The following is a 26,928-nucleotide window of genomic DNA, read 5'->3' on the forward strand; positions in this document are numbered from 1 at the left end:
AGAATGGAGCGGCTCGCCTCTTTTCACAGCTTTACTATCTTGACACAGGTTGTTACAGAAACTACTTTTAGCCGTTGACTTCTTCATTCAATGGCTGAGACTCCAACTCATTTTGCAGCTGTGCCAAGATTGCATACTCTGGCTGAAGTTTTTCCAGCAATCGCTGATAGATAGGAATGATCCTCTGATAAACCTGAACGTTTTGCGCTATGGGCCGATGCTGATAGGTGGTGCCAATCATGTCCGAAGCAACATCCAGACTATCAATTTCTCCTAGTGCCAACAGTCCTAAAATAGCGGCCCCAAAACAGGAACTCTCATAGCTCTCGGGAACCATAACTTCGCGATTGAAAACATCGGCTAGCATTTGTCGCCAAAGCTTGGAACGAGCAAACCCACCTGCAGCCCGAATGCTATTGGCCTCTCCAATGGTGTCCTGCAAGGTTTCCAATACCAAGTACAAGTTATAGACGACGCCCTCTAATACAGCTCGAATCATGTGAGCCTTATTGTGGTGCATCCCCAGACCTACGAAGCTTGCTTTTGCATTGGCATCCCACAGCGGCGATCGCTCACCTGATAGATAAGGATGAAAGATCAATCCCTCAGCGCCCGGACGAATCGTATTGGCGATCGCGGTCAACATGTCATAGGGATCCCTACCCAACAGCTTTGCCGTATCGATTTCTGCATCTGCAAGCTGGTCTCTAATCCATCTCAGGGCAATACCACCGTTATTAATAGCGCCGCCAATAACCCAATGATCTTGAGTCAAGACATAACAAAACAGAACTCCATCCGGGTCTGTCTTAGGTTGATCGACAACAGCCCTGACCGCACCACTGGTACCCACTGTTGTCGCCACTACTCCTGGCTGAATAGCACCAACACCCAGATTCGCCAACACACCATCACTCGCACCAATGACGACGGGTAAATCAGCAGGCAGCCCTATTGTGTCCGCACAGGACGTTCGCATTGTCTGACAGATATGTGTCGTTGGCACAAGGGTCGAAAGTTGTTTGGGCGAAACTCCCGCTATCTCAAGCGCCTCACTGTCCCAATCCAGCGCCTGTAGATTCAGTAGTCCCGTGGCAGAGGCGATCGAGTGATCCACCACATACTGCTCGAAGAGTTGATAAAACACATACTCCTTAATGGAAATAAACCGAGCAGCTTGCTCAAACAATTCAGGATGCTCGTTCCGTAGCCACAGCATCTTAACTAGCGGAGACATGGGGTGGATAGGGGTTCCCGTACGTCGATAAATTCTTTGACCCTGCTCTGAATTTTTAAGCTTGGTAGACCACTTGGCGCTGCGGTTGTCGGCCCAAGTGATGCTTTGGGTCAGGGGACGGTGCTGTTCGTCCATCAGGATCAGGCTGTGCATAGCCGCACTAAAAGACAGGCAAAGAACCTGCGCCGGCTCTATCCGACTAACAACATCTCGTAGCGTTTTGATGACAGCCGAAAAGATTGCTTTGGGGTCTTGTTCCGCTGTTGCGTGGGTTGGCGACAACAAAGGATAAGGAACAGCGCTTTTGTGGACAACTTCACCACTTTTTGCAAAAAGGACAGATTTAGTGCTGGTAGTGCCAATATCGACACCGATGACATACGGGTTCTCAAACATGACTTTATAGGAAAAAACTTGCGACAAAAACCACTCCAAATCCCACTGCTCCCAGGATTGTTTCCATGACTGTCCAGGATTTGAACGTAGCAGCTTCGTCCATGCCGAAGAAGCGACCCACTAACCAAAAACCAGAGTCATTGACGTGGGACAGTACAGTCGCCCCAGAGGCGATCGCAATCACCAGTGCTCCTACTAGTGGAGCCGAATAGTTACCAATTTCAATAGCCGGAGCGATAAGGCCAGCAGCCGTTACCATCGATACTGTTGCCGAACCCTGACTCACACGGACAACTGTGGCAATCAAAAAGGCTAGGAGAATAATCGGTAGATTGGAAGCCGCCATGAGATTGGCCAACGCTTCTCCAATTCCCGTTGCAACCAAAACTTTACCGAAAACGCCACCTGCCCCCGTGACCAGAATGATGAGGCCAACCGGTTCGAGCGATCGCGTTGCAAACGACTGTATTTCGCGCATGGAATACCCCAATCGCGTTCCCAAGAAATAGAACGACAGTAACGCCGCTACAATAAGCGCTGTAAAAGGGTGACCAATAAAACTAATCCAGCCGCGAATGGTACTGTCCTCAGGCAACAAAACGGTCGAGAAAGTGTTCAATAAAATGAGTACCAGAGGAACCGCAATAATGGCGACAACCAAACCGAAATTGGGGATGCGCTTCTTCTCAGCGGTATCAGCTTTAGGATTATGTTCGTCAAGAATATGGGTAGGAACATCCAAGTGAATCTGCTTGGAAATGTACTTACCAAAGAAAATGCCACCAATCAGAGTGGCCGGAATTCCAGCTATTAAACCAAACAGGATAACCCATCCTAAATCGGCTCCTAAAAGGGATGCGACAGCCACAGGACCAGGCGTTGGAGGGATAAAGCTATGAGCAACAGCGATGCCCGCAACAAGCGGAATTCCGTAGTACAGCAAAGATTTTCCCGTTCGTTGCGCCAAACTGTAGACCAGCGGAATAAACAAGATTAGAGCAACATCAAAAAAGACAGGAATGGCCACGATGATGCCAGTAGCCGCGAGTGCCCATTGGGCTTTATCTTCACCAAATCGTTTAACAAGGGTGTTAGCAATTTGTTCAGCCCCTCCTGAAACCTGAAGGATTTCGCCAAACATCGCCCCCACACCAATCACAATGGCGATGTATCCGAGCGTACTGCCCATTCCTTGCTGAATAGTGTCAGCAATTTCACTGGCAGGAATACCGCCTAAAATTGCGACTACAAGGCTAGAAATCAGCAGCGCAATAAAGGCTTGCAAGCGCAGAAAAATAACCAGAAAGAGCAGTAGGGCAACACCCAAAACTGCAATAAAAACGAGAGAAAAGGTAGACATTTCCAAAAAAACTGTTTCAAAAAAGCTGAGCCACTCAAAGGATTTCAGCACATATGGCTAGCAGGAAAAATACTATTCACCAACTGGTAGTGACAGGAGCAAATAGCCAATTCGTCGCTGCGGCATAAGGTATTTGATTGGCCTTATTAATAGGGTTTAATTAAACACCCATAAAAACATCCTTCTAGGGAAAGAGGCCCTACAAAAAAGTGCCCTGGTTTACAGTTACAAGCAGGATGTTTTGTAAACTAAAATGAAGCTTATGCTAATTCAATTTGAGGGCTTGCAACCCATCAATTTTTGTAGAGCAAGCGGAAACTTGTTCCTCAAAACACTTCACAGAGAACGTGATATAGTCCCATGGCAATAGGTTCGGCTACATAGCTGTCGCCAGTTCCGTGAGGACAAGACGGTGAGCCGTCTAGCGATGTGCATCTGGATGCGATTAGGTGCACAAGTCTGAAAGGCTAAAGCTATAAAAATCCAAATAGCCCTCCCTGAACAATATCAGGGAGGGCTTTGAAGTTAAGGTCTTAGGAAATCAGCAGAAGACCTTAGGCGTTTGCCTTTGCCAGGATACGATCGCGCAACGCATCCGGCACCGGATCAAGATGATCATAGTGCCAGCAGAACGTTCCTACACCCATTGAGAGCGATCGCAGTTCTAAAATCAAGTTCTGCATTTCTGATTCTGGGATATGGGCTGCAACAGTGTCCCAACCCTGCCAACCAGCTTTGGCTTCATAGCCCAAAATCTGGCCGCGATGGGTGCTAATTAGCTTCAAGACCCCTGCCGTAAAGCTATTCGGTACAGAAATCTCAACCGCATCGACCGGTTCCAGCAAAACTGGCTCACACTTCGGCAATCCCTCTTGCATAGCAATCCTCGCGGCTTGCTTGAATGCCTGATCGGAACTGTCCACCGCGTGATACGAGCCATTCGTCAAGGTCACAGCGACGTCCACCACTGGAAAACCTAGCGGCCCCTGACTGAGATATTCCCGCACCCCTGTCTCAACGCTGGGGATATATTGACGTGGCACCACTCCACCCACGATCTTCTGATCGAAGTTAAAACCTTGGCCCCGCTCTAGGGGACGAATGTCTAGGCATACATCGCCAAACTGCCCGTGGCCGCCTGTTTGATGTTTATAGCGACCGCGAATTTCTTTGCCCACTTTACGAATGGTTTCTTTGTAGGGAACCCGTGGTAAGTGAGTCGTCATCGGCAAGTTGTACTTGCGACGTAGCCGATCTAGAGAAATGTTCAGATGAACTTCTCCTTGGCCCCAAAGAATCACTTCGTGAGTATCGCCGTGCTGTTCCCAACGGAGAGAAGGATCCTCCTCCATCAGCTTATTCAGCGCATCCGTCAGCTTCACTTCATCACTGCGATTCTCGGGCGCGATCGCCAATGCATACACCGGAGCCAGTTTTTCTGCCGTTGGTAGCTCAACATTAGGCGTTGATTGAGTCGATAGGGTTGTACCCGTGTGGGCATGGTCCAAACGAGCAACCGCTACGATATCGCCAGCGTTCGCTTTTGAAAGACTCTCTTGCTGTTGTCCCATGAGTCGATAAAGACCGCCCATGCGATCGCCATTCAAGCAGTCGCCATCACTCAAACTACCCTGCCAAATTCTGACCAGAGACAGTTTGCCGCCTTGGGGCGAATAGAACGTTTTGAGGACTTGCGCCAACGGCTCAGTCACTGAAGCATCAACCCCGCGGTTTTCAGCCGTTACGGAGGCATCCGGTGCTTCTTTAACTAAGGCATCCCAAAGGGGACGTGAGCCAAAGTCTTCGGAGGCAATTCCAAAGAGAACCGGCACGATCAAGTCAGCACCTAAGTCTTGCTTCAGATCGCGGAGAATTTCCTCTTCAGGAGGCTGAATATCTTCTAGCAGTTCCTCCAGTAAATGATCATCAAAATCAGCTAAGGTCTCTAGCATTTCTTCACGAGCCGCCTGCTCCTGCGCCTTCAAAGACTCAGGTAAAGGAACGTGATCAGCTGGAGCATTAGCATGATAGTGGTAGGCTTGCTCAGTGATTAAATCAATAAAACCAACTAGTTTTTGGTCCTCTCGAATGGGATATTGTTGCGGCAAGATAGGTCGGCTAGAAACGGTTTTTAAGGCCTTTAAAACCTCTTGGAATGGAGCCGCAGCCCGATCCATTTTGTTGACCCAAATGAGGTGAGGGATCTCCCAGCTATCAAGAAACTGAAATAAGGGAGCCAGGGTCAATACGCGATGAGGATCGGCCTCGCAGACAATAATGGCGGCATCAACGCCAATCAGTGCATTGTCCGTTTCTTGCTGCAGTTCAACGGAACCGGGACAGTCCACAAAATTAAAGCGAATGCCGCCGTACTCAGTACAGGCGGCATTTAGTTCCACACTCATGGTGCGATCGCGGGCTTCAGGCGTAGCATCTCCTAATGTATTGCCTTCTTCAATTTTGCCCTTACGAGTAATCGCTTGACTGACATAAAGCAAGCTTTCTAAAAGTGTTGTTTTACCACTAGAGTAGGGGCCAACAATCGCAATGTTGCGCGGCCCCGATAAAACTTTCTGAGTCATAATTTACCCCTTCCATTTGGGTAGAACAATCTCAACAAAATTCCCGTAGCGGATAGAAACTGTGTTGACCTTGAAAATCAGTTGATGCGCTGACTTAGCTTCACATTAATCCTTTCATAACCCTAGCGATTTTCTTGTTGAAAAAAATTCACGACTCTAAGTTTCGTGAGTAAGTGTAGAGAAATATGAATCACTGGGCATGCTGTATTACTGCTTTGCGAAGAACAATTTTGGCTCATCAAATCTTAAGAAAAAAGGGTTTTTTCGTGGTTTGTAGACAATTCTTTAGAAAGCCAGGGGTGAAACTTATTAGCATTATTGGCGCGATCGCCATAGGCTGTTTCGCTATTGGCATTCAAAATCAGGCTTCAGCCACATTGCCGACACCAGAAGATCGCTCCGCTCTCAGCTCTGAGAGCATTGCTTACACCGAAATACTCGACTACGGAGCTGCTTTAGAGGAGCTGCAGCGTTCTCTCACATTCAGAGGTGAGCCGCTAAATCCCAGAGCGGTTGCTGCCCTGATTCCTTGGCTATCGGACACATTACCTGGCGCGATCGCGGTAGACCTGGAGGGCACCGTAGCAGACACCAACCAATTTGGTGGGGAGGTCTATCCCTTAGAAGAGGGACGTATCTTTGCAGAATGGACTGACGCTGGAGACAGCAAATTTGTCGGTTATCAGCCTGTCGGTCGCCTTGATAATGGCGTCCATGTGCTGAGGGTTTGGATCAATACAGGCGGTTCCGGTATATTCCCATTTCTCATGTTGGTGAGCTTTGATCTCGACACCGAAATAGACAACGGGTATGTACGGCAGCGCTTGGTGATGACAAGACGAGGTGAATTTGCTTTGGGCGGTGGTTACGACGGCGATATTACGCTTTCGGGGAATACCCTCATGCTGACCCCAGCCCCCCATGGAGAGGCTTCCCAAACTGTTCAATTAGAGTAAATTCACCCATTAGGTAATAGAAGCACTCAGTTTCTGCAAATTCGCCTGGGTAGGACCCAGAATGAGCAGCTATAGTAGTCGAGAGTCTCGCGATCGCTCATAATGCAAACTGCCTCTAGACCGCCTTTAAAGGTTTTTATTTCCTACTCTCATAAGGATGAAAGCTTAAAGCAAGACCTGCTGTATCACCTTGCCGCTCTAAAGAGAGCTAAGAAGATCGAGATTTGGCAAGATCGACAGATTGATGCGGGCATTGAGTGGAACACTCAGATCTTAGAGGAGCTAGATGCAGCAGATATTATTCTGCTACTGATTACGGCCCGGTTTATTGCCTCTGACTTCTGCTATAGCAAGGAGATGAATCGGGCTTTGTTCCGCAACCAACAGGGAACTGCTCGCGTAATTCCTATTGTTATGGCTCCCTGCGCTTGGTCAGAAACTCCCCTTCATAAGCTCAATGCGCTGCCCACAGATGGCAAACCTGTCACTGAATGGAGCAATCAAGACTCTGCTTACACTAACATCGCTAGTGGCCTCTCCAGAGTAGTCAACGCCATTCTGGACAGCCAATACGAGGCAGCACCACGCGAAGATGATGGATGGGCAACTCCACCCCCTCAAGATTCTGCCCCATCAGACTCAGAGACTAGGAAATCGGCTAACCTTAGAGACGAGACTCAAAAGCGATTGGGACTTTTCCAGTTGCTATCAAACTTACCGGGTCCAACCTTCGACTCAGTGGTGTATGCGTTGAACGTGCCACCGCCTCTGCTACCGCCCGCGATCGCCCCTCAAGGACAGCGAGTTCCTGCATTGCTTAATTGGGCCCAAAGTCCCCTTGGGTGCGGCTTAGAAGAACTAGAAGCTGTCGTGAACTCAGTGATTAATCCGGGTTAGCGATCGCATCGCTTCAACTGGAGTGCCTACCCATTGTCATCGACTCGGAGTTTGTTACCTCCTGGCCTGTAAGGAGAACGACTCAATTTCTGGCATTATTCGCTTTGGTAGCGGTCTACGTCTGAGGAAAGATTGATAGAGTATGGGTATTATCAAAACCAGTAAACCTCTCAGGCGCTTTGTGCTTGTGTTCAAAAATGTGGATAAGGTACCAGGCGTTCAGCTCTTACGGTCCCGACCAGCAGCGCTTATCATTCAAACTGCCTTGAAGTGGCAAAGGGATGATTGCTTAGAAATGGGAGCGGCCTTGTCCTACTATGCACTTTTTTCACTCTTCCCCACAGTTCTGATCGTTTTAAGTATTGTCGGTGCGTTCATCGGTCCCGAAAGTGGAGCGTCTGAACAGATCCTGCTATTTGCTAGGAGCAGCCTGCCTCCTGAAGCTTATTCAGTCGTAGACAACACGCTCAGTCAACTTAATCGCAATAGTTTGGAAGCCGGAATTATCAGTTTTCTGATTCTGTGTTTTACGGCAAGTGGAGTTTTTGGTGCTCTCACTCGCTCTATGAACAAAATCTGGCAGGTTCATAGAGAAAGCGAAAATGACGGAGGCGTTAAATCTGCGGCCAAAACATTTATGAGAAATCGCTTTTTAGCGTTTGTTCTGGTCTTCAGCACTTCCGCTTTAATCTTCCTTTCTCTGGTCTCTAAAATTGTGATTGAGGTCGTTATTGAAATTGTCAAAGACTTAGAAAATGCCGTTGGAATTTTTCAAATCGACGACCTCTTAGTGCTCAAGACGCTACAGACAAGTACCTCTTATCTCTGCATCTCAGCCGTCATCATGCTGCTGTTTAAGGTATTACCCAACACTCGTATTAGCTGGCGAGACGTCTGCTTAGGTGGACTCGTCACATCCGGGCTATTTATGCTGCTACAGCACTTAGCCAGCAACAGTATTATTCGTGTGGGCGAGCAATTTTTGTCCTATGGAGCCGTTGGCAGCGTCATGATTCTGCTGTTGTGGATTTTCTTAAGCTGTCAGGTCTTTTTCTTGGGTTGTGAATTGACGTATGTTTACACCTATCTGTTTGGCAGCCGCAATGGGTTGTATTCCTGCCCTGAAAGCTTGAAGGTTGATAGTAAGTAGTCAGCTGAGAGTACTCTAGAAAACGTGATCTAACGGTAAGTCTTCGTCTGCAAAGATTGCTTCAGCATACTCCAAAAGCTGCTTATCTTTGAAGACGTCCCAGAATGAGGTTTCGTGCTCAAAAGTACGCCATCGTTGAGCGAGTTTCATCTTGGTGGCTTCACCGTCCATTCCCGTTTTATCGAAAGAGCTACCACCGCCATATCCTCTAACTTTTTCACGCCCTGCATCGGTGAACTCAATATTGAGGCGGGTTGCGATCGCCCGCCGATAATCGACATCTCGATGCCAGCGGTTAAAGTTCACACACGTCTTTCTGTGACAAAGAAATTGCGTCTCGTCAAGAAACTCTCTAGCGTAGCTCTTCCATAAAGAAACGGTAGTTTGGACACTTTCATCCGACAAACGCACCATATTGGACTTGAGCTGACTGGCTAACAGATTGAAGGGATCTCTAAGGACTAATAGGTCATATCTAGTCTGTGAGCGTCCGACATAGACATCGTGAAAAAGTTCAAACTTTCTAGAGCTAACTTCCGCCAACGGCTGATCTTCATAACTGATAATCAAAAGACTTTGCTGCGAAAAATCGCCTCTTGCGCCTTGCTTTAAAATGTCTTTCTTGCAGTGTTTATAAGCATTTTGGTAAGGATTTTTGCTCGCTGGGGGATGATTGAAATGAAGGGCATATTTGCTATGCTGTGCCCTGATCCAACCAATGACGGCGTGATTACCCGTTCGTCTTAACCCAGCAACTCTAATTTCCTGATTGTTAGCAATTCTCTGGCGTGAAAACAAGGTGTCTGCTAATAGCCGTCGATAGTTGGAAAATTCCAGCAAAAATTCCTGTTTTGCCGCCCGCAACTGATACAGTCTCTTCTGAGAGAGCCGCATAAAGTTACTCCTATCATCAATGAATTTTGGTCAATTAATTCGCTGCTGCCATGCGATGACTGGGGACGTGTTGGCTTTAATTTGCCCAAAGAGGCCACAGAGAACCCATGCTGTCTACGACTTGAGCGCAGCGCGCACTGCCTTCTGCTGGTCTCGACGAGTGATCCAGCGATGGTAGGTGCGATTGTGAATGGCGACAGAGTGTCCCATCATGCGAGCTGCAACCGTGTCAGGTAAACCGATAAGAATAGTCCGTACCGCCCAAGCGTGGCGCAGGTCATAGGGCGAAAAAGGAATGTCATACCGCCGAAACTGTAAGGTGACCTGTTGACCGATGCGCTGTAGGGTTGTCTTTCCAAGGTCAGTTTCAATTTCTGGCAGGATAACTTCTCGCAATCCAAAATCCTCAATCCACTGGGGGGGAAACGGCCAAACATCATGGCTACCTGTTTTAGTCGTCTCCAGGACTTCGATCGCAGCCTCAGGATCTCCATTTATCAAAGAGCCATAGTTGCAGAAAAAGACCTCGTGATTCCGTAGCCCATAGACCGCCATCATGCCATAAACAAACTGCCAAGCCGGATTGGGAATGCGATGGAATCCATCTATGATTTGCTGATCAGTTGGCAACTGACGCATTTGAGTACGACTACTGCCGTATTTACCCCACAAGGTTTTCAGATCAATCGGCAGTTCTAGCTCTAGAAAAGTCGCAAAGGCATCCAGGGCAGTGCAGCAGACCTGGCGACTGCGGGAATTGGCGCGAGTATTTTTCACGGTAGCCACGATCGCTTCTGGCAAACTCAAGGTAGAGCGGCGATCGCAAATGTCTTGTAGCTTTCTCAAATAGGGCGCATAAGCCTTATCCCAGGTCGTCTTGACTGAGGCAGGGTGCTTATCTGGATCAGCCATCCCCGTTTGCAAATACTGCTCTTGAAAGGCGGCGATCTTGTCCACCAGTTCATCAGACCCCAAAACCTGACCTTTTTGAACCAAATAAGGTCTCCAGTCAAAAGTTTGCTCGATCAATTTGGCAGCGATGACCTTGGCTTCCTGTTCAGCTTGCTTCAGAGCTGTCTTGTTTGCGGGCAGCTTGAGTGGAATTCGCTGCTGATGAGAGCGGTGGCGATCGCTGCCAGGGCGGGGGGGCAAAGTGCCTCGCAGGGCTAGCATGTCCCCTCGTCGCTCAATTTTGAGACCCAGTCGAGCGGCTTTGAGGCGTGTGTTAACTTTTTCGATATGGGTATCTAAGGGATGGGTCATAGGAATAAAGCGAATTGGACTACCCGTTGTGCCAAAGAATTTGAGGCGATCTGCTCACACCGATAGCCCTCAAGCTTTATTGCGTAAGTCCTGGAAAGGCTGGGCTGGGCCTCTAACTTCTGAACTTGCGATGGCAAGACATTACCCGTTTTCAGTGGATAGACCTCAAAACTGTAGAATTAAGTCTGCGAATAAAACGCTTCTTGACCAATCAACTTCAAGCATAGGAGATGGATCTCGATGGGTGGCGAAATTTTCAGTACAGCTATTCTACTGTTCACGCTAGTGCTCGTTGGCCTAGGGTTAGGCTTCTTGATGCTACGCCTGCAGGGTGGAGAAGAATAGAGGTTTGGGAAAATCCCCAGGCTGGATAGATGAGACACCTGGGGTTCATCTGGTATGGTTATAAAAACGTAAACTTTTGTTTCTAATTTTTCATGAAACTCTTGGTCGTAGGTGCTACTGGCACGCTGGGCAGACAAATCGTTCGGCGAGCGCTGGATGAAGGGCACGAAGTGCAGTGTTTAGTGCGGAGCTTTCAGCGGGGTGGTTTCCTGCGAGAGTGGGGAGCACAGCTGCTACGAGGTAATTTGTGTGCGCCTCAAACACTGCCGCCTTCACTGGAGGGGGTTGACGCTGTCATTGATGCTGCAACTGCTCGACCAACAGACGCGATCAACAGAGTTGACTGGGATGGCAAAGTCAATCTCATCAAGGCCGCAAAAGCAGTTGGAGTTAACCGATACGTTTTCATTTCCATCCTAGATGCTGAAAAATATCCAGAAGTGCCTTTGATGAACATCAAGCACTGCACCGAGAAATTCTTAGCCGAATCTGGACTGGATTACACTATTCTGCGCCCGTGCGGCTTTTTGCAGGGTTTGATTGGTCAATACGCAATTCCTATTTTGGAAAAACAGGGTATTTGGGTCATGAACGGAGCAGCTCCGATCGCCTACATGAATACCCAGGACATTGCTCAATTTGCCGTAGCCGCTTTGAATCACCCAGAGACGATCAATCACAGCTTTCCGTTAGCGGGTAGTCGAGCTTGGAATTCAAACGAAATCATTCGACTATGCGAACGTCTAACGGGGCAGGATGCCCGAGTTTCTCGAATGCCGTTGGGACTGCTAAGGAGCGTGCAAAAAATAACCTCTTTCTTTGAATGGGGTTGGAACGTAGCTGATCGCCTAGCGTTCACTGAGGTCGTCGTTGGTTCAGAACCGCTAACGGCATCGATGGATGGGGTCTATGAAACGTTCCACATCAATCCTGATGAAATGACCACCGTCGAGGAGTATCTGGGCGAATATTTCAGTCGCATCCTGAAGAAGCTAAAAGAGTTGGACTACGATCGCGAAAAAGCCAGCAAGAAAAAGCTACCTTTCTAGGTGCGATGTTGGCGATAGCCTTCTATAGCCGTCTTGCCCCATGGAACTGGCGACGGCTATCAACGCCTTCAAAGGCTCAATTCACTTTACTTCCCTATAACATCTTCCACAGCATCCTTAGCTTTCTCCACTAGGCTTCTGTTGCCTTCCTTGGGGTCAACTTTGCCTTCAGCCTGTCGTTTCTCTTCCCTTAAACCAGCCGCTTCACTAATGGTGTAGGCACGGTCTAGCCGTTCTTCGTCACTTAATGGAGCACCTTTAGGACGCCCTGTCAGGTCCTCCAAAGTTTGACCATGCGCCTCTTGGGAATCAAAAGGAACCTGAGCATAGCTGGGAGCTACTGCGATCGCCATCGCACTGACCAGACTCAGAATTCCGACTAGACAAACCGTGAATAGGCGCTGCAACGAACGATGACGAACAAAAGACATGAACTGCATAAAACTCTCTCGTGCATGGATGATAGGGAGGCGATCGCAAACCGCCTGAGCAATAGCCTACCGACGAGGAGTAGTTCACCTATTCCACCCAAAGACACATTTTCCAACGACCATCATCGGGATGTGTGTCGAGAAGGTGTGGAGGGTTTTCCTGACACTATAGCTTTAGCCATCTAGGCTGGTGCACCTAATAGCATCTGAGTGCTTAGCCCATCGCCGCCTTGTCCTAACGGAACTGGCGACGGCTATACCAGAGCGTGCAGATTAAGAAAATGAGCTATGCAGGGTAGCGTGAACGGAGTAAACCCCAAAATCTGCAATCTTCGATGGCTGGATCCCCTGATGCGAACCCAACCCACATTTCTAGAACAGTCAATCCGCTATGCGCGATCGAGAATGAAAAAGTAGGGCGTTCCTGAAGCCTTGTAGTCCATGAGACCAAACACAGTGTCATCGCTGACTTTTCTGAAGGCATCGTGAATGGGTAGATAGTCATAAATCATCGTGGCGCTGACTTTGCCGCGATGTTCCATCATCCGCAAACGAGCCTGACTTTCTTCAGTTTTAAGAAGCGTTGTGAGAGAGGTATAAACAGGCTTTAGAGCTTCGTTTCTGGGCAGAGGGGATTTTAGCGCCAAGTTCATCAAAAACGCCTGAGGAGCAACTTTGAACAACTGATCGTTATTGCCTGAAAATAGGAGTGGGTGAACGCAATCGGGACTCACAAACTCTTTGCCGTACCAATTGGTAGCAGCAAGCAGACCATCCATGGGGTGCCCCGTCAATAGTTCAGAGCCACGCCACCGTCCCATCATGAAGTCCAGATCAACTGGTTCAAGCTGATCGAATAGCGCCAAGGCTTCTGCTACGGTCGTTCGACCCTGTAGACGAATGGTGTCAAAATTTTCTAACGTCAGCATCTTTTAGCAATGAATTAGACTACAGCGTATAAAACCGGACTTAATCTAACATCCTCAGGGCTTGGGCAAACGAACGATTCGACGCCCAAAACTAGCTTAGGGCAAGCATTGCCATCCTAGCTATGACTATTCTGAGTAAAACACAATCCTCTCAATCTTGATTCTGAAAGACTTTGCTGATCATCCATCGCAGTCCTTGAGGAAAGATTCGATAACTCCCTTCAGAGAGCTTGGCACTGCCAACCGTAACGTCGCCGCGCTTATTTTCAACCGCATCCCAAACTGCTTCAGCCACCTTGTCTGGCGTCTCGACTAACGGCACTTGGAGGACTTTTTCAACTTGCTCGCGACGCTGCTGCATATCCTCTTGGCTGTTTCCTTTAAAGATTGCCCGATCCAAGAAACTACTTTTGATGATGTTGGGATAGATGCCGCAGACGTGAATACCTTTGTGCTCTAGTTCAGCCTGCAAAGATTGAGTCAGGCCCGCGATCGCAAACTTGGAGGTTGTATAAGGTGCCAAATACGGCAGCGGAATCTTGCCACCGATGGAGCAAACATTGACGATGGTACCGTTTCTGCGTTCTTCAAAATGGGGTAGCAGAGCATGAATGGTATGAATATAACCCCACAGATTAGTGTCGATCGCCTGATGCCAATCGTCTAGAGAAAACTGACTCGCTGGACCAGAGATATAAATACCCGCATTGTTCACGAGGACATCAACCGTACCAAACTGAGCCAAAGTCTTCTGCACCAAAACCTTGACTTGCTCAGGATCGCGAACATCTGTGGGAATCGCCAGCGACGAGTGATGTTGAGCCTGGAGTTCAGCCGCAGCCTGTTGGAGGCGATCGCCCTGACGAGCGGCCATCACAACATTAAAACCGTGGCGAGCAAACTGGGTTGCGATCGCTCGACCAATACCTTGAGATGCTCCTGTAATAAGAACTGTTGAAGCCATAACAGACGTCACTAACACGAAGGGTGAACCTTTCTTTAGCGTGACGAAGAAAGGATGCTTCACCGTCTCACCTGAGTTAGATTCCCCGTCGTCATTTGTCAGACCAACGTCGAGCACTACTCTGTTGCGGTTTCGGGAGACGCTTCAACCAGAACGGGCTGATGATAAGAATTAGGCTTATCACCAACAGCAGCACCGCCATGAATCATGCCTTGCAGAGTGGATTCAAAAAACGTGTAGGGAAAACGAGATTCAGGGCGGCTGACATCCTCTAAGCGCTGCTGAAGCTCTGTAGGAATCTCAAACTCCAGGGCACCCAGATTATCTTTCAGCTGGTGCAGCTTGGTAGCGCCGATGATGACGGAAGCAACGGCAGGACGATTAACAACCCAGTTCAGCGCAACTTGGGCCATGGAGCGATCAAGTTCTTTGGCAACCTGTTCCAACTCTGCCACGATCGCCCAGTTCTTCTCGGTAAATTTGTTGAACGCCGGATTACCACTGTCTGCCAGCATAGCCAACCGTCCGGAGCCTGCTCCCCCGTCTTCTGAGGGTTTGTATTTGCCGGAAAGCAAACCACTCGCCAACGGCGACCAGACCATAATGCCCGTGCCTAAAGCATTTGCCATCGCCGTGTATTCATATTCGATATTGCGTTCCGCCAGCGAATATTCCAGCTGAACGGTGCTGATGGGTTCCCAATGACGTTCTTGCGCGATCGTCTGAGCCTGAGCCACGTACCATGCAGGGGCATCAGAAAGAGCAACATAGCGGACTTTGCCTGATCGCACCAAGTCATCCAGGGTTCGCATGACTTCCTCGGCAGGGGTCACTTGATCCCAAGTGTGCAGCATGTAGATGTCGATATAGTCTGTATTAAGCCGTTGGAGGGATCCTTCGACCGCTCGCAGAATGTTTTTGCGCCCGTTGCCGCCTGCATTGGGATTGCCTGGCTCGGCGTTATAGCTAAATTTTGTGGTGATGACGACGCGATCGCGGCTACCACTCTCGGTCACAAATTTCCCTAGCATGCGCTCGCTGTTGCCGTTGGTGTAGAGGTCGGCTGTATCGATGAAGTTGCCGCCCGCCTCCAAGTAGGTGTCGAACAGTTGACGGGCATTGGACTCATCCGCGCCCCAACCCCAATCATCGCCAAAAGTCATCGTGCCCAAAGCCAGACGGCTAACGCGGAGTCCAGTGTTGCCCAGGGTGTAGTAGTTCATTTTGTGCTCGCAATCAGGTGTACAGTCGTTGCTAGGGGACAGCGTTTAAAATGATTCTTGAACTAAACTACTCAGTTTCGGGACAAAATTGCAGCGCCAGCCAACGGATTTGAGTAAATTCCATTTCTCCCGGTTGTTCAAAGACATCGTCGAATTAATACCCCTCTAATACGTGCTGAAACGCTACGTTGATCATGCAGCCCATAGGCTTAAACAAGAGGATTGCGCGATCGCTTAAGTTGCCCACACCTTTGGATTTGCCGATCAGTCTCACTTCACCCGAGTATTCAAACAGGTCAAGGGAGTCACACCCCGAAATTTTCAGAAGCAAGAGAAGTAGCGTCATTGCCCACATCAGGGCTATTTCCATGTTGATAAAAAGAGTGTTCTGGATCGGTCTCTTGGTGTTGTTTTGCTGGTTATGCACGATCGCCGTTAGTACTGCACAAACCAACAGCATTCGCCTAGAGTCCCGTATTGATCAACTGGAGTCCGAACTGTCACGGGTGCGATCGCAAATCACTCGATTAGAATCTCAAATCAACAATCCTGGCCGTCCTGTTGCACCAGTCGAATCCACAGCCCTGCCCAACGAACTCTCCTTAGAGGAACAGTTTGATAATTTGGCGACGTTGGCGATCGAACTGAAGCTGGACGTCCGGGAGTTGCAAGAGCGCGTCAGTCAGCTAGAGCCAAGCGAATAGAGGTCTGACTTGCCAAGGCTAAAGCAGTCAAAGCCACAGCCATAGCCATCTCCCCCGGACAATCAAACATGCTGGAACCTAAAAGCCTTACTCATGTTGCTTAACTACAGGGGAGTAGGGAACGAGTGTACTTGTTTCACTTGCATACCGCCATACACTGTGCACAGCAGTAATTGATTCGTTTGCTGTTCCATACGGTTGTCCTGGGGGATCAAATGAATTATTATCACCAACCATAGCTGCCTCCGTGCAGCTTGCTGTCCCCGAACGTTTGGTCGGCGGCACTGGCAAGTGGAACCAACACAAACCAGCGCCTAACCCATAGACAGAACCAACCTGTCGTACGGGCTTTGCCTATTTTAGGTCGCCCCACGAAGCGCTTCGTCTAAGGGCGACTGAATCTTCGGGGATTCCAACCCAAAACGATTCTTGGAGGAATCCTCGTGATTACCATTCAATACTTCTTGCCGTCTCATCATACTGAGGCGGCACCGCCGTCGCTGCCCAGCAATCCTGCTCATCCCCAGCGACGACACAAGCGGCTACGTCTTTACTTGGTGGGCACTGAAGCGGACACCCAAAGCGCCATTGATCTGTTTCACCTGCGGAACTGCATCGAACGCATCGAGTGGAGTCCGAAGATCGACGTGCCGGAGAACGGTGTGCTGATTCGCCAAGACCCTGGTGACGTGTTGCGATACTTGCAGCGCGACAGACTGTTCGAGTAGCACGCTAAGAATTAGCCCCCCGGTTTTTATTAAGAATTAGCCCCCCGGTTTTTATCAGAAGGTGGATTGTTGGTCCGAGCTTTTATGAGAAACCGAGGGGTTGAAGCAGGGGAAGGCGGGGCGATCGCGCTAGCTCTATTAGTCATATCAAAACAGTTTTTGCGGACTAACATAGCTACTGGCACTTCTCGAACCGAATAGGAAGACACGACGGTTAGGCTGACGAACTTCCACCTAACGGCCCGTATAAGTTGCTTAAGCTGACGAATGTTTACCTAATCACCCGCATCCAAGGGTGTTTGCAGAACTGTTCCCTTCAAGTATGTTGCTGTGCCCTCAAGGTAAAAAGCCTATGTATAACCAAGAGTTCTGGAATGAGCGCTACATCACTGAGCAATATCTTTACGGAAAGGAGGCAAATACCTTCTTAGCAGAAAACATAGATTTGCTTAGGGGGCCAGTTCTTTCGCTAGCTGAAGGTGAAGGACGAAATGCTGTTTTCCTAGCGTCACAGGGTCTAAATGTTCTCGGCGTTGATTGCTCGAAAGTTGGGTTAGAAAAAGCGCAATTACTTGCCAGATCTAAAGGCGTAGCGATCGAAACCGAGGTAGCCGATCTCGCCCACTATCAGCCTAAAGAACGACATTATGGCTCCGTTATTTCCATCTCTGCCCACTTACCCAGCAGTATCCGCCTCCGGTTGTATCCCCTTATCGAGGCAGCGCTAAAACCCAATGGGATTGTTCTACTTGAGGCTTACTCAGAAAACCAGTTAGCAAAAAATACTGGCGGCCCAAAAGATATTGATATGCTTATGTCTGTTGCAAAACTTCGTCAAGAATTCCCAAATCTCAAGCCAATTCTGGCTCAAGAAATTGAACGCGAAGTATGCGAAGGGGAAGGTCATACTGGCCTGTCATCTGTGGTTCAGTTCATTGCTAAAAAAGAAGCCTAATAACACCTTGCAGTCGTCCTATCTTCTGCAACTTCCCTTCGTCGCTTGCTCTATTGAGCGGCTGAAAGAAAGCGTTGTGCAGCGTAATTCCCTGCAGAGGTGTAACCAAGATCGGATGAATTATTGGGCTATTCAGTAAAGAATTACCAGGGTGGAGATGTGATGTTTTTAGAACCGATGCCGACTTTCTAGTACACAACGGCAGAAATAGGCTCACCCTGTAAAGCGATCGGAAAGCTTATCTGCCTTAGTTTTGAATTTTGAACTTTGAATTTTGAATTTCGCGTAGTGGTACTAGAAGCACTGGCAAGCTAAAGATGGCTTAGCAACATTTCAGGTCCATGTTTGGGCAATGCTTAATCCGTCTGAAAGCAGCGATAATAGATGGAGTGTGCTCTGATACTTTAAGTGAAATGGCAATGACTGAGTTACTTGAGCGTGCGATAGCTAGATTGCAAATCTTGTCTGAGAGTGAGCAGAACGCGATCGCTTCAATCATTCTGGACGAGATTGAGGACGAACGACGTTGGGATGAGGCATTTTCGCGTTCGCCGGATGTTCTGGCAAAACTTGCAGATTCCGCAATGGCTGAGTATCGTGCAGGTAAAACTCAAGAACTTGACCCAGAGGCATTGTGAACTCGCGTACTACTACCGAGTTCCGCAACTTGTTCGCTAGTTTACCTAAACAGGTTCAAGAGCAAACCCGCGCCGCATATCGTCAGTTTAGGGACGATCCAAGCTATCCAAGTCTTCGTTTCAAGAAGGTGCATCCAAAGTTGCCAATTTATTCCGCCCGCATCAATAAAAGCTATCGAGCGTTAGGTCAGTTAGATGGAGATACAGTAATTTGGTTTTGGGTTGGTTCACACGCAGAATATGACAGGTTGTTAGGGTATTTATAGCAGCGCGGCATAACAATTCAAATGCAGCAGACAGTTGAAAGCATCGGTGCTGAGTTTGAAGTTACCTGATGCCACTGATTTGAACCGTTAGATTATCGCTTTTGATAGGCTTTAGGCGTCACTCCCGTTATCTGACGGAAGACTTTTGTTAGATGCGTTTGATTGGCAAAGCCACAATCTAGGGCAATGGTGCTAATTGCAAGCGATCGCTGTTTCAGTAATTGTTTGGCTCGTTCCACACGTTGTCGCAGCAAATACCGATAGGGTGCAATTCCCATCGATTGCTTGAAAGAGCGGCTGAAGTGGGATTCGCTCATATTGGCCAGGGCCGCCAAATCCAAAATTGATATATCTTTCGCCAAATTCGCCTTCATATAATCAATGACTCGCTCCAGCTGTGATTGCGGTAAGCCGTTGGCTTTCAATTCAGGCTTGTTGACGGCATAGTTCTGAACCAAACGAGCGGCAAGCGCTGTTCCTAATGCCTCGCCATACAATCTGCCAGACAGACATCCCGTTTGGATTTCTATCTTGAGCGCAAGGGCCAACTGTGCGATGACCGGATCATCAATTGCACACTGGGGAACCAGTTCGATATCATGCTGCATCGATTCTTGAGCGGCCTGATTTAGCACTGTTGGGCAAATCGCAATCACTGAAAATTCAACTTTCCGATTCCAGTTTGTGGAATGACTTAGAAATGCGGGAACAACATCTACGCGACCGTTGCCGTGGACGTAGCGTTTAAGTCTACCGTCCAAACGACGTTCTGCCTGAAAGCAACTTTTGGGGTTTGTGATGACCAACGAATGCTGTAGCAGACGATGCTCCACCGTTTCGTAGGGAGGATGACAGTAGTGAGTGAAGGTTAACCCTTTCCACCCAGTAGGGTAACTCGCAATTAAGGGTGCCTGTGGAAGGACTTGCGCTGCATCCACCCGGTTTGTCAAATCAACGGTGAAAGTTGTCACCATAACTGTGTCCTGTTGATTTCACGTCTCAAGCAACAGTCTCAAGCAATATTGGGATAACTTTAGCAGAATCGGACAAGACAGCAGGTTGGGGCTACGCCTACCTTAGGGATGTCTCATCTCCTTCGCTGATCGCTTATGTCAAACCAACCCGCACCCGAAATCGAACTGTTACGCACAGCGTATGCGGCCTTTAATGCGCGTGACATTGATGCCGCGATCGCTCTTATGACTGCCGATGTGCACTGGCCAAGAGCATTCAAAGGTGGTTTTGTCCGTGGACCTGAAGAAGTCCGCGCTTACTGGACGGAGCAGTGGAGCGAGATCGATAGTCACGTCGAGCCCGTTGCTTTTCATACAGAGGGTGATGGTCAAATCTTGGTCGAGGTGCATCAGGTCGTGCGCGATCTGGGTGGGACCGTGCTTGCCGATGAGCACGTCGGCCACCGCTTTACCCTTGAACAAGGTTTGATTCAAGCCATGGAAGTCTGCTCACTTTCATCATCTGGCCTTGGTGCCTAAAAACGCCTGCACACATCGATGTTGTCGATTAGTAGAGCATGCCATTGCCGCTCTGGGTTAACCATCTCGATTCCGATAATGCGATCGCTGGTGGATATGGCTTGTCTTTGGCAACGTCTACCAATCACGATAGCTTCAGCTCTCTAGGCTAATACCGCTACGCGGAATTCAAAGTTTAAAATTGAGAATACTCTTCGAGAAGAGCAAAGCTCTACAAAACTAAGGCAGATAAGCTTTCCGAGCGCTTCACTATGGAGAGCCTATTTGTGCCGTAGTGTACTAGTCAGTACTATTCGGATGCTTAGCGCATCGCTAAAGGATTCGCTGTCCTGACAGAACTGGCGACAGTTACATGTCTTTGTGCCGATAACTATATCTTTTGGAAGTCACGGCTAATGCTAAATCCAGGTCTAATGGACGGAGGATTTTATTGATCCGTCGTTTACTTCATTCCCTTCTTGTCAAAAGTCAAATTTAGTTTCATTGAACTGCATGGTTTGCGAAGTTTGTGAAATTCAGGGCTTGAGCATGGGATTGTTCGAGCAATTGGTGAGACGTTCCACTTCTGTTATAGAGGAAGCTTTTTCCTCAGCTAACCCTGTTCCACTAATTTGGGAACAGCCACATAGACGAAGACAAGGGGAGGTTAAGTCAGCATGCAGCAACTATTGAGAAGAAGCCCAGTTGCGGTAGCTGCCTTTTGGATCGCTGTATATCTTGCGATCGCCTTGCTGCCTCTTCTTATCTTGCTCCTGTATCCTCCTGTTTTTGATGAACGAAGCTTTTGGACAGAGTTTTCAGTCGCTCTAGGATTTGTTGGGCTAGCAATGCTAGCTCTCCAGTTTGCCCTCACCGCTCGCATCAATCGGATTGAGGCATCCTACGGGGTTGACATTATCCTGCAATTCCACCGCTACATTTCTTTGATAGCTTTTTCTCTGATTCTGATTCACCCCGTTATTCTCTTTATCGATCAGCCTGAAACGCTACGTTTATTGAATCTATTCGAAGCCCCATGGCGTGCTAGATTCGCTGTCGCTGGGACCCTGGCACTATCGGTTCTCGCAATCACCTCCATTTGGCGACAGCCTCTGAAGATTCCTTACGAGTTGTGGCGCACGAGCCACAGTATTTTAGCTGTCGTTGCGGTGACATTAGGGTTAGCTCACGCATTAGGCGTCAGCTATTATCTGGGATTGTTTTGGAAAAAGCTTTTGTGGAGTGCGATCGCCCTAACGGCTTTATGGCTATTAGTTTATGTCCGTATTGTCAAACCATGGATGATGACCAAACGTCCTTACTTGGTGGAAGAGGTCATTCCCCAAAGAGGAAACGTATGGACCCTCGCTATTCGACCGAGAGGCCACGAAGGATTTCAGTTTCATCCCGGTCAATTTGCCTGGATAACTCTAGATATTTCGCCCTTCCGAATGCGTGAGCATCCCTTTTCCATGTCTTCGAGTGGCGATCATCCTGAACGGTTAGAATTTACCATCAAAGCATTAGGAGACTTTACCCAAACCGTTAAAGATATTGAGCCAGGAACAAAGGCATATCTGGATGGTCCTTACGGCGTGTTTACCAGCGATCGCTACTGGGATGCTGCCGGATTTGTACTCATTGCAGGTGGAATTGGCATTACCCCAATGATGAGTATGCTAGTTACGGCTGCTGAGCGGAACGACGATCGCCCGTTCTTGCTGATTTATGCCAGTGAAGGATGGGAAGATGTAACCTTCCGAGAAGAGTTGGACGCCCTTGTTGACACTCTGGATCTAACGATCATTCATGTGTTGCGTCAGCCTCCCGAAGACTGGACAGGCGAAACAGGCTATGTTGATCAAGATTTATTGGAGCGATATATTCCCATTCATAGAGGCAGCCGACACTATTTCATCTGTGCTGCACCAGTCATGATGGATCAAGTTGAGACAGCACTCCACGATTTGCAGGTACCTGCAACCAGTGTCCATATGGAACATTTCAATCTAGTCTAGTTCTCTAACGATAAACGCTTATGCGATACGTCATTATGATTCAGATCGTCAGTATTATTACTCTGATTTTACTGGGAGCTTCTGCTATGTTTGCGTGGTTGCAAAATCGCTCGGTTCAAGATTCTGCATATGAGCAGTTTTTGAGATCATCGATCAATGTCACAGCACAATAATCGCGTGCAGAAGATCGAATTAACGTTTCAGCTTTTGGGATGGGCTTTATTTATCCTATCGGCAAGCTTTTTTATGGCGGCCAGTATCAGAGCGGGAGACATATTGAGTCTCTTGGGTAGTTTATTTTTTTTCTTGGCCTGTTTTTTGTTTCTGATTCCCTTGGTTATTCTACGAAAGTAGTGAGTTACCCAATCAATTATTAGCGATCGCAGTCTAACAACACCTCTATCCCCAACCGCTAAGAGAGTAATAATGGCAAAGGATGCAGGAAGTTTAGGCAGAGTCATCGTTTGGCAAGAACTATAGCCTTGATACTGAAAAACCCAGACGGGACACAGACCTACTTCGAAGCTGTTGGCAACAAAACCGACAAACCTGTGCTCCTGTTGCATGGCATTGGCGCAGACCACACCATGTGGTACAAACAGGTGAAAACATATACCGATGCTGGCTATTACCTTCTTATTCCAGATTTATTTGGGCATGGGCAGTCGTCAGATTTAGCATCCAGTGATTTGTCTGTCTGGCGGCATCAACTCAACTGGCTTTTAGAAAGTCAGGGAGTGGATAAGTGTCATCTAATCGGGGTCAGTATGGGGGGCGTCATTGCCCAATCCTTCATTACTGAGCACCCAACCAAAATTGAAAAAATGGTGATTTCCGATTCCTTTGGTGAACTTCGTACTTTCAAGGAACGGTTGCTAGGGCAGGCTCAACTTCTTGGCTTTCACCTCTATAAAATATTGGGGAATCCACTGCTGGCAAGCAGCATGCGTACTGCCTATAAAGCGACCTATGCTCAAGATGCCCGCGATTATTTTGAGCAGGTTAGTCTCCGGGCAGACTTGAATCAGATGATTTTAGCTAGAAAAGCCATTAATCAAATTGATGTCTTAGAGAAGTTGAGAACGGTCACAACGCCCACGCTCGTCATGGTTGGAGCAGATTTTGGGCAAACATTCATCGAAATCAATGCAAAAATCGCAGATGCTTTGCCAAATTCCGAGCTATTCGTTTTAGAACGAGCGATGGATCCCTCTAATTTGGTGAATCCAAATGAGTTTGATAGGCAAGTCCTCCACTTCTTGGATGGCAATTGTCTTGATACGCCGCCTGATTGACCTGCCACCAATGACTCAGACAGAGGTCGCTGGCTTGCCAGGGCGATTTCACCAAAAACTGTTGTAGGGATTGCGCATTGGGTAATCCGGTAACCTTCGCAATGGCCGGTAGCGATTTGCGTTTGAGCTCGGAAATCAGGCCCAAATGCAAATGCTTAAACGCCTCGAACGCTCTCACTTCGACAAACAAGTCTTGGTAACCAGCACAATATCCGTCAACGAACCCGACTGTCGGCTGGGCTGTACGGGGCGCTACCATCGGCTCTGCCTAATTCTCAGCCCTGACATCTTGATTTATCTGCTGCCAGAGTCATTGAAGAGCGCTAAGCACCTCAGATGCTATTGAGCGCAAAAGTTCAGAGGGCTAAAGCTATACTTCGCTGAGCCCTTTTCAAAAATCCTTTGGGAGACCTTGAGATGGTTCACCAGGATGGGAGAATAGACAAGTATTACACTCAGGAAGTTGGCATGAAGCACCCTCTACTTGCACTATGTCTTGCAGTTCTACTGTGGTTAGGACTGTCTCAGCCAAGTTGGGCAGCTATTCAAGAAGACATTGATTTACTGATTGACACCAATGAATGCCCGGTCTGCATTCTTGACAAGGCCGATCTGAGCGGGTTAGATCTCAACGGCGCGAATCTTAAAATTGCAACTCTGACGGGCGCCAACTTAAGTAATGCTGATTTAACTCGCTCTAACTTGGTGCTGGCTTATATGGATGACATCAACCTGAGCGGTGCCATTTTGAAAGAGGCACAAATGAATGGAGCACAACTCTCGAAGGCTAATCTTTCAGGGGCTGATCTCAGCGGAGTTGAAATGACGCAGGCAAATCTGCTGAATGCTAATCTATCTAACGCCAATTTAGAAGGCGCCATCATGCTGGCTGTCAAGCTTGGTGAAGCCAACCTCAAAGGAGCCAATCTGAAGGACGCTAACCTTAGAGGCGTCAATCGCAGCATGGTCTTGTTCTGCAATACAACGATGCCCGACGGCTCAATTGAGAATAGGAATTGCGACTAAGCGCCATCCGATGGCCTTTGGCTCTACTCTTTATAAGAGATTTCCGAATTACGCTTCTGTTCCTTGCGGTTGCGGAGATTTTGAGCCTTTGTCTTTAAATCTTTGAAAAAGTCAGTCTCAACAATTTCGCGAACTTCACGGCTTTTGCGCGATTCATCGATTTCAATTTTCAGCGCTTGCAGCTGCTGCTTGAGTTTTTGCTCACGAGCGTACACCTCTTTTGCCATCGTCTTGAAAACTCGTGACAGCTTGCCGAGTTCGTCATGACGCTTCGCGGTTTTGTCTAACGAGATGAGGGTGAAGTTACCTGATTCGATCGCCTCAGCGGCATCGCTAATAACTGTAATGGGCTTGGTGATAGCACGATCGCTCAACCAGACTACGGCCACAGCGCCAAGCCCCAGAAAGAGGGCGATCGCAATGAGTAAGCGCTGTTTACTGGTGTTGATGCGCTGCAAAAACTCAGACTCAGGCATAACAGTGCCAACGACCCATTGCAACTGCCCTGATGAATCGAGATTCAAAGATTTAAGCGCAACGTAGTATCGCTGTTGAGTTTCTGGATCGTAGAACGAGGTCTTTTGCAACCCTATTATCTCGTCTAGAGCAATCTCATTGGCAATGATCGATTTATGAGCAACTTGTAGAACAGGATCATCAACTTCAGCAATAGGCATCAAATCAACGTCAGCCCTCACAGACTCGCCGACAAAGGTATCTGCAAGCGCTTCGGGATTGCTGGAAGCGACCAAAAATCCCTCGGGGTCAACGATGAAGACTGCTCCATCTCCTGAGTCTTTGAGGTCTTTCAAGTATTGAGAAATTTGCTGTAATTCAAATGAAATGCTGATAACCCCTCGAATGGTTTCATCCCCGAGTGGCTGATAAGTGGTGGCAGCATCCAAGCCAACCGCCCTGCCTGTTTTGAACACATAGAGATCCGTCCAAACATTTTGACCAGGATTGCCAAGAGCAGCTTGATAGAAAGGCCGAATCGGAGCGTAGTAGGCTTCAGGTCGTACAGTTTCCTCTACTTTCTCCCAGCGCCTATCAGTTGGGTAGAAATCGTAGGTTGTAACTGTTTTTTCAGCCGCTTCAAAACCTGCATTCCACTCTCCAGTAACCGCTGCTCGTTCAGCTCTACTTTCGCGGGCGGTCTGACGCTCCGCTAAAGCACTGCCTGGATCACCGACCTCTCCCAAATTAGAATCCCACTGTCGCTGAATCAAGTTGTAGCGCCCATCCGGTCGACGCTGAACACCAAGATAGTCACCATTGGCGAAGGCAAATTGCACCCACGTGAAATTTGCATGGGCTTGCAGCATGTTCAGGTAAAATCGACCTTGCGAAACAGGCTCATCAAGCTGAATGAGTTCGTCATCTAAGCTGCTACGAATCAGCTGTTTGGAAGCTAGGATGTCTTCGAAGAGATTTTTGACTTCATTTTCGGTTCCCCGCATCAACTCACTATTGAGCTGCTCTACCATGTCGTTGACATTCTGCTGTGAGGTATAGACCCAGGGAAAATGAACAATTGCCGCGATCGCACTTACCGTCAGCAACATCATGCCAGTGATCTTAGCTTTAAGGCTAAGACCTAGTTTGTCCTCAAGAGTAAAATCTTGCTCAGTTGGAGAAGATCTGGACTTAAATAGGGGACTCATTCGGCAACAGATGGATTATTCATACGGACAATTCGTTCACAACTGGCTGTCACCAATACAGCCGAAACGGCTTAAGTGCCAGGTATAAATCCTGCACAGTAGATTATTCGGACAGATATTAAGATCTTGTTAGTAGGTAATCAGAGGCCGTTCTTAGCCCCTATCTTTCCCACGAGGCATCCTTAAAACAGGAAAGCCTGTTAAATCTTAGCTGACAATACCCATATGTACGGTTGAACGGCGGATATTCCGTTCAATAATTCACATCAACTTAGTTAAATTTTTAGGGGTGTTTATAAACCAGCCTCACTTTAGAGATAAGTAGATTATCTGAGTTAGATAGATGCCCTGTTGCAGCTCTTTTGTCAGAGACGGGATGACTCGTGGAACTGAATCCTAAAAATCCTATGACATCGTGCCCTGTGGTCTAAGGATGAAATTTATTTGTCTGAAGTCCAGCATATCTTTTCAGCGTTTATACCGCGA

General features: G+C 48.1%; 26 protein-coding genes and 1 pseudogene. 14 read left to right on the forward strand and 13 right to left on the reverse strand.

All coding sequences use genetic code 11. The annotated features are described in order from the left end of the window. Positions 1-67 precede the first annotated feature (67 nt). The 3 genes from gntK to PN498_RS24960 all read right to left on the reverse strand — a co-directional run bounded on the left by gntK (position 68) and on the right by PN498_RS24960 (position 5,575). Positions 68-1,633 carry a gluconokinase gene (gene gntK / locus PN498_RS24950; protein WP_272066164.1) on the reverse strand — a complete coding sequence of 522 codons (1,566 nt, stop codon included), beginning with the start codon at positions 1,631-1,633 and terminating at the stop codon, positions 68-70. Between the two features lie 4 nt (positions 1,634-1,637). Further along, positions 1,638-2,993, reverse strand: coding sequence for a GntT/GntP/DsdX family permease (locus tag PN498_RS24955; RefSeq protein WP_272066165.1), 1,356 nt, complete (start codon positions 2,991-2,993; stop codon positions 1,638-1,640). Positions 2,994-3,547: 554 nt separating this feature from the next. After that, positions 3,548-5,575 carry an elongation factor G gene (locus tag PN498_RS24960; RefSeq protein ID WP_272066166.1) on the reverse strand — a complete coding sequence of 676 codons (2,028 nt, stop codon included), beginning with the start codon at positions 5,573-5,575 and terminating at the stop codon, positions 3,548-3,550. A gap of 299 nt (positions 5,576-5,874) precedes the next feature. On the opposite strand from PN498_RS24960, the gene PN498_RS24965 reads away from it, so the two are divergent. The 3 genes from PN498_RS24965 (at position 5,875) to PN498_RS24975 (ending at position 8,578) form a co-directional block, all read left to right on the forward strand. Next, entirely contained in the window at positions 5,875-6,531 is a 657-nt protein-coding gene (locus tag PN498_RS24965) for a hypothetical protein (RefSeq protein ID WP_272066167.1), read from the forward strand. A gap of 102 nt (positions 6,532-6,633) precedes the next feature. Beyond that, positions 6,634-7,428 carry a toll/interleukin-1 receptor domain-containing protein gene (locus PN498_RS24970; protein WP_272066168.1) on the forward strand — a complete coding sequence of 265 codons (795 nt, stop codon included), beginning with the start codon at positions 6,634-6,636 and terminating at the stop codon, positions 7,426-7,428. A 199-nt stretch (positions 7,429-7,627) separates the two neighbouring features. Then, the gene (locus PN498_RS24975) at positions 7,628-8,578 is read left to right on the forward strand and encodes a YihY/virulence factor BrkB family protein (protein WP_272066169.1); all 951 of its coding nucleotides are present in this window, start codon (positions 7,628-7,630) and stop codon (positions 8,576-8,578) included. Positions 8,579-8,593: 15 nt separating this feature from the next. Here PN498_RS24975 and PN498_RS24980 read toward each other — a convergent pair whose 3' ends face one another. Then, positions 8,594-9,472, reverse strand: coding sequence for a hypothetical protein (locus PN498_RS24980; protein ID WP_272066170.1), 879 nt, complete (start codon positions 9,470-9,472; stop codon positions 8,594-8,596). Positions 9,473-9,586: 114 nt separating this feature from the next. After that, on the reverse strand, positions 9,587-10,735 hold the full coding sequence (locus PN498_RS24985; RefSeq protein ID WP_272066171.1) for a site-specific integrase: 1,149 nt from the start codon (positions 10,733-10,735) through the stop codon (positions 9,587-9,589). 240 nt (positions 10,736-10,975) lie between these two features. Between PN498_RS24985 and petM the strand changes: the two genes are divergently transcribed. Together petM and PN498_RS24995 are read left to right on the forward strand one after the other, a co-directional pair. Further along, on the forward strand, positions 10,976-11,080 hold the full coding sequence (petM, locus tag PN498_RS24990; RefSeq protein ID WP_272066172.1) for a cytochrome b6-f complex subunit PetM: 105 nt from the start codon (positions 10,976-10,978) through the stop codon (positions 11,078-11,080). A gap of 92 nt (positions 11,081-11,172) precedes the next feature. Next, complete coding sequence (locus PN498_RS24995; RefSeq protein ID WP_272066173.1) at positions 11,173-12,129, forward strand: SDR family oxidoreductase; 957 nt, start codon at positions 11,173-11,175, stop codon at positions 12,127-12,129. A gap of 86 nt (positions 12,130-12,215) precedes the next feature. On the opposite strand, the gene PN498_RS25000 is transcribed toward PN498_RS24995, so the two are convergent. The 5 genes from PN498_RS25000 to PN498_RS25020 form a co-directional block, all read right to left on the reverse strand. Continuing rightward, positions 12,216-12,560: a hypothetical protein gene (locus tag PN498_RS25000; protein WP_272066174.1), complete on the reverse strand. Its 345-nt coding sequence runs from the start codon at positions 12,558-12,560 to the stop codon at positions 12,216-12,218. A 389-nt stretch (positions 12,561-12,949) separates the two neighbouring features. Then, positions 12,950-13,489 carry a DUF4334 domain-containing protein gene (locus tag PN498_RS25005; protein WP_272066175.1) on the reverse strand — a complete coding sequence of 180 codons (540 nt, stop codon included), beginning with the start codon at positions 13,487-13,489 and terminating at the stop codon, positions 12,950-12,952. A gap of 151 nt (positions 13,490-13,640) precedes the next feature. Continuing rightward, complete coding sequence (locus PN498_RS25010; RefSeq protein ID WP_272066176.1) at positions 13,641-14,453, reverse strand: SDR family NAD(P)-dependent oxidoreductase; 813 nt, start codon at positions 14,451-14,453, stop codon at positions 13,641-13,643. 116 nt (positions 14,454-14,569) lie between these two features. Further along, positions 14,570-15,676 (reverse strand): aldo/keto reductase, encoded by a 1,107-nt coding sequence (locus PN498_RS25015; protein WP_272066177.1) that lies wholly within the window; start codon positions 15,674-15,676, stop codon positions 14,570-14,572. A 154-nt stretch (positions 15,677-15,830) separates the two neighbouring features. Further along, on the reverse strand, positions 15,831-16,046 hold the full coding sequence (locus PN498_RS25020) for a hypothetical protein (RefSeq protein WP_272066178.1): 216 nt from the start codon (positions 16,044-16,046) through the stop codon (positions 15,831-15,833). Here PN498_RS25020 and PN498_RS25025 point away from each other — a divergent pair. The 5 genes from PN498_RS25025 (at position 16,045) to PN498_RS28670 (ending at position 18,967) form a co-directional block, all read left to right on the forward strand. After that, the gene (locus tag PN498_RS25025; RefSeq protein WP_272066179.1) at positions 16,045-16,380 is read left to right on the forward strand and encodes a hypothetical protein; all 336 of its coding nucleotides are present in this window, start codon (positions 16,045-16,047) and stop codon (positions 16,378-16,380) included. The two genes, PN498_RS25020 and PN498_RS25025, sit on opposite strands and share 2 nt — an antisense overlap. Before the next feature lie 443 nt (positions 16,381-16,823). Then, positions 16,824-17,108 carry a hypothetical protein gene (locus tag PN498_RS25030; RefSeq protein WP_272065505.1) on the forward strand — a complete coding sequence of 95 codons (285 nt, stop codon included), beginning with the start codon at positions 16,824-16,826 and terminating at the stop codon, positions 17,106-17,108. Between the two features lie 295 nt (positions 17,109-17,403). After that, positions 17,404-18,063, forward strand: a complete 660-nt coding sequence (locus tag PN498_RS25035) for a class I SAM-dependent methyltransferase (protein WP_272066180.1) — start codon at positions 17,404-17,406, stop codon at positions 18,061-18,063. A gap of 419 nt (positions 18,064-18,482) precedes the next feature. Further along, complete coding sequence (locus PN498_RS25040; RefSeq protein WP_272066181.1) at positions 18,483-18,701, forward strand: hypothetical protein; 219 nt, start codon at positions 18,483-18,485, stop codon at positions 18,699-18,701. Next, entirely contained in the window at positions 18,698-18,967 is a 270-nt protein-coding gene (locus PN498_RS28670; protein WP_442951447.1) for a ParE family toxin-like protein, read from the forward strand. Before PN498_RS25040 ends, PN498_RS28670 begins: the two co-directional genes overlap by 4 nt. A 92-nt stretch (positions 18,968-19,059) precedes the next feature. On the opposite strand, the gene PN498_RS25045 is transcribed toward PN498_RS28670, so the two are convergent. Further along, a complete protein-coding gene (locus tag PN498_RS25045) occupies positions 19,060-19,941 on the reverse strand; it encodes a helix-turn-helix domain-containing protein (RefSeq protein ID WP_272066182.1) in 882 nt (293 codons plus the stop codon). A gap of 135 nt (positions 19,942-20,076) precedes the next feature. Here PN498_RS25045 and PN498_RS25050 point away from each other — a divergent pair, with 135 nt between their 5' ends. The 3 genes from PN498_RS25050 to PN498_RS25060 all read left to right on the forward strand — a co-directional run bounded on the left by PN498_RS25050 (position 20,077) and on the right by PN498_RS25060 (position 23,752). Then, on the forward strand, positions 20,077-20,460 hold the full coding sequence (locus tag PN498_RS25050; RefSeq protein WP_272066183.1) for a nuclear transport factor 2 family protein: 384 nt from the start codon (positions 20,077-20,079) through the stop codon (positions 20,458-20,460). 656 nt (positions 20,461-21,116) lie between these two features. After that, on the forward strand, positions 21,117-22,457 hold the full coding sequence (locus tag PN498_RS25055; RefSeq protein ID WP_272066184.1) for a ferredoxin reductase family protein: 1,341 nt from the start codon (positions 21,117-21,119) through the stop codon (positions 22,455-22,457). A 464-nt stretch (positions 22,458-22,921) separates the two neighbouring features. Continuing rightward, positions 22,922-23,752, forward strand: coding sequence for an alpha/beta fold hydrolase (locus PN498_RS25060; protein ID WP_272066185.1), 831 nt, complete (start codon positions 22,922-22,924; stop codon positions 23,750-23,752). 22 nt (positions 23,753-23,774) lie between these two features. Here PN498_RS25060 and PN498_RS28675 read toward each other — a convergent pair. Then, positions 23,775-24,011: pseudogene (locus tag PN498_RS28675) on the reverse strand (IS701 family transposase); the annotation flags it as partial. Between the two features lie 158 nt (positions 24,012-24,169). On the opposite strand from PN498_RS28675, the gene PN498_RS25075 reads away from it, so the two are divergent. Then, complete coding sequence (locus tag PN498_RS25075; RefSeq protein WP_272066186.1) at positions 24,170-24,778, forward strand: pentapeptide repeat-containing protein; 609 nt, start codon at positions 24,170-24,172, stop codon at positions 24,776-24,778. Positions 24,779-24,801: 23 nt separating this feature from the next. On the opposite strand, the gene PN498_RS25080 is transcribed toward PN498_RS25075, so the two are convergent. Continuing rightward, the gene (locus tag PN498_RS25080) at positions 24,802-26,346 is read right to left on the reverse strand and encodes a sensor histidine kinase (protein WP_272066187.1); all 1,545 of its coding nucleotides are present in this window, start codon (positions 26,344-26,346) and stop codon (positions 24,802-24,804) included. Positions 26,347-26,928 lie beyond the last annotated feature (582 nt).

This window comes from Oscillatoria sp. CS-180, from assembly GCF_028330965.1.
Taxonomy (GTDB): Bacteria; Cyanobacteriota; Cyanobacteriia; order Phormidesmidales; family Phormidesmidaceae; genus Halomicronema.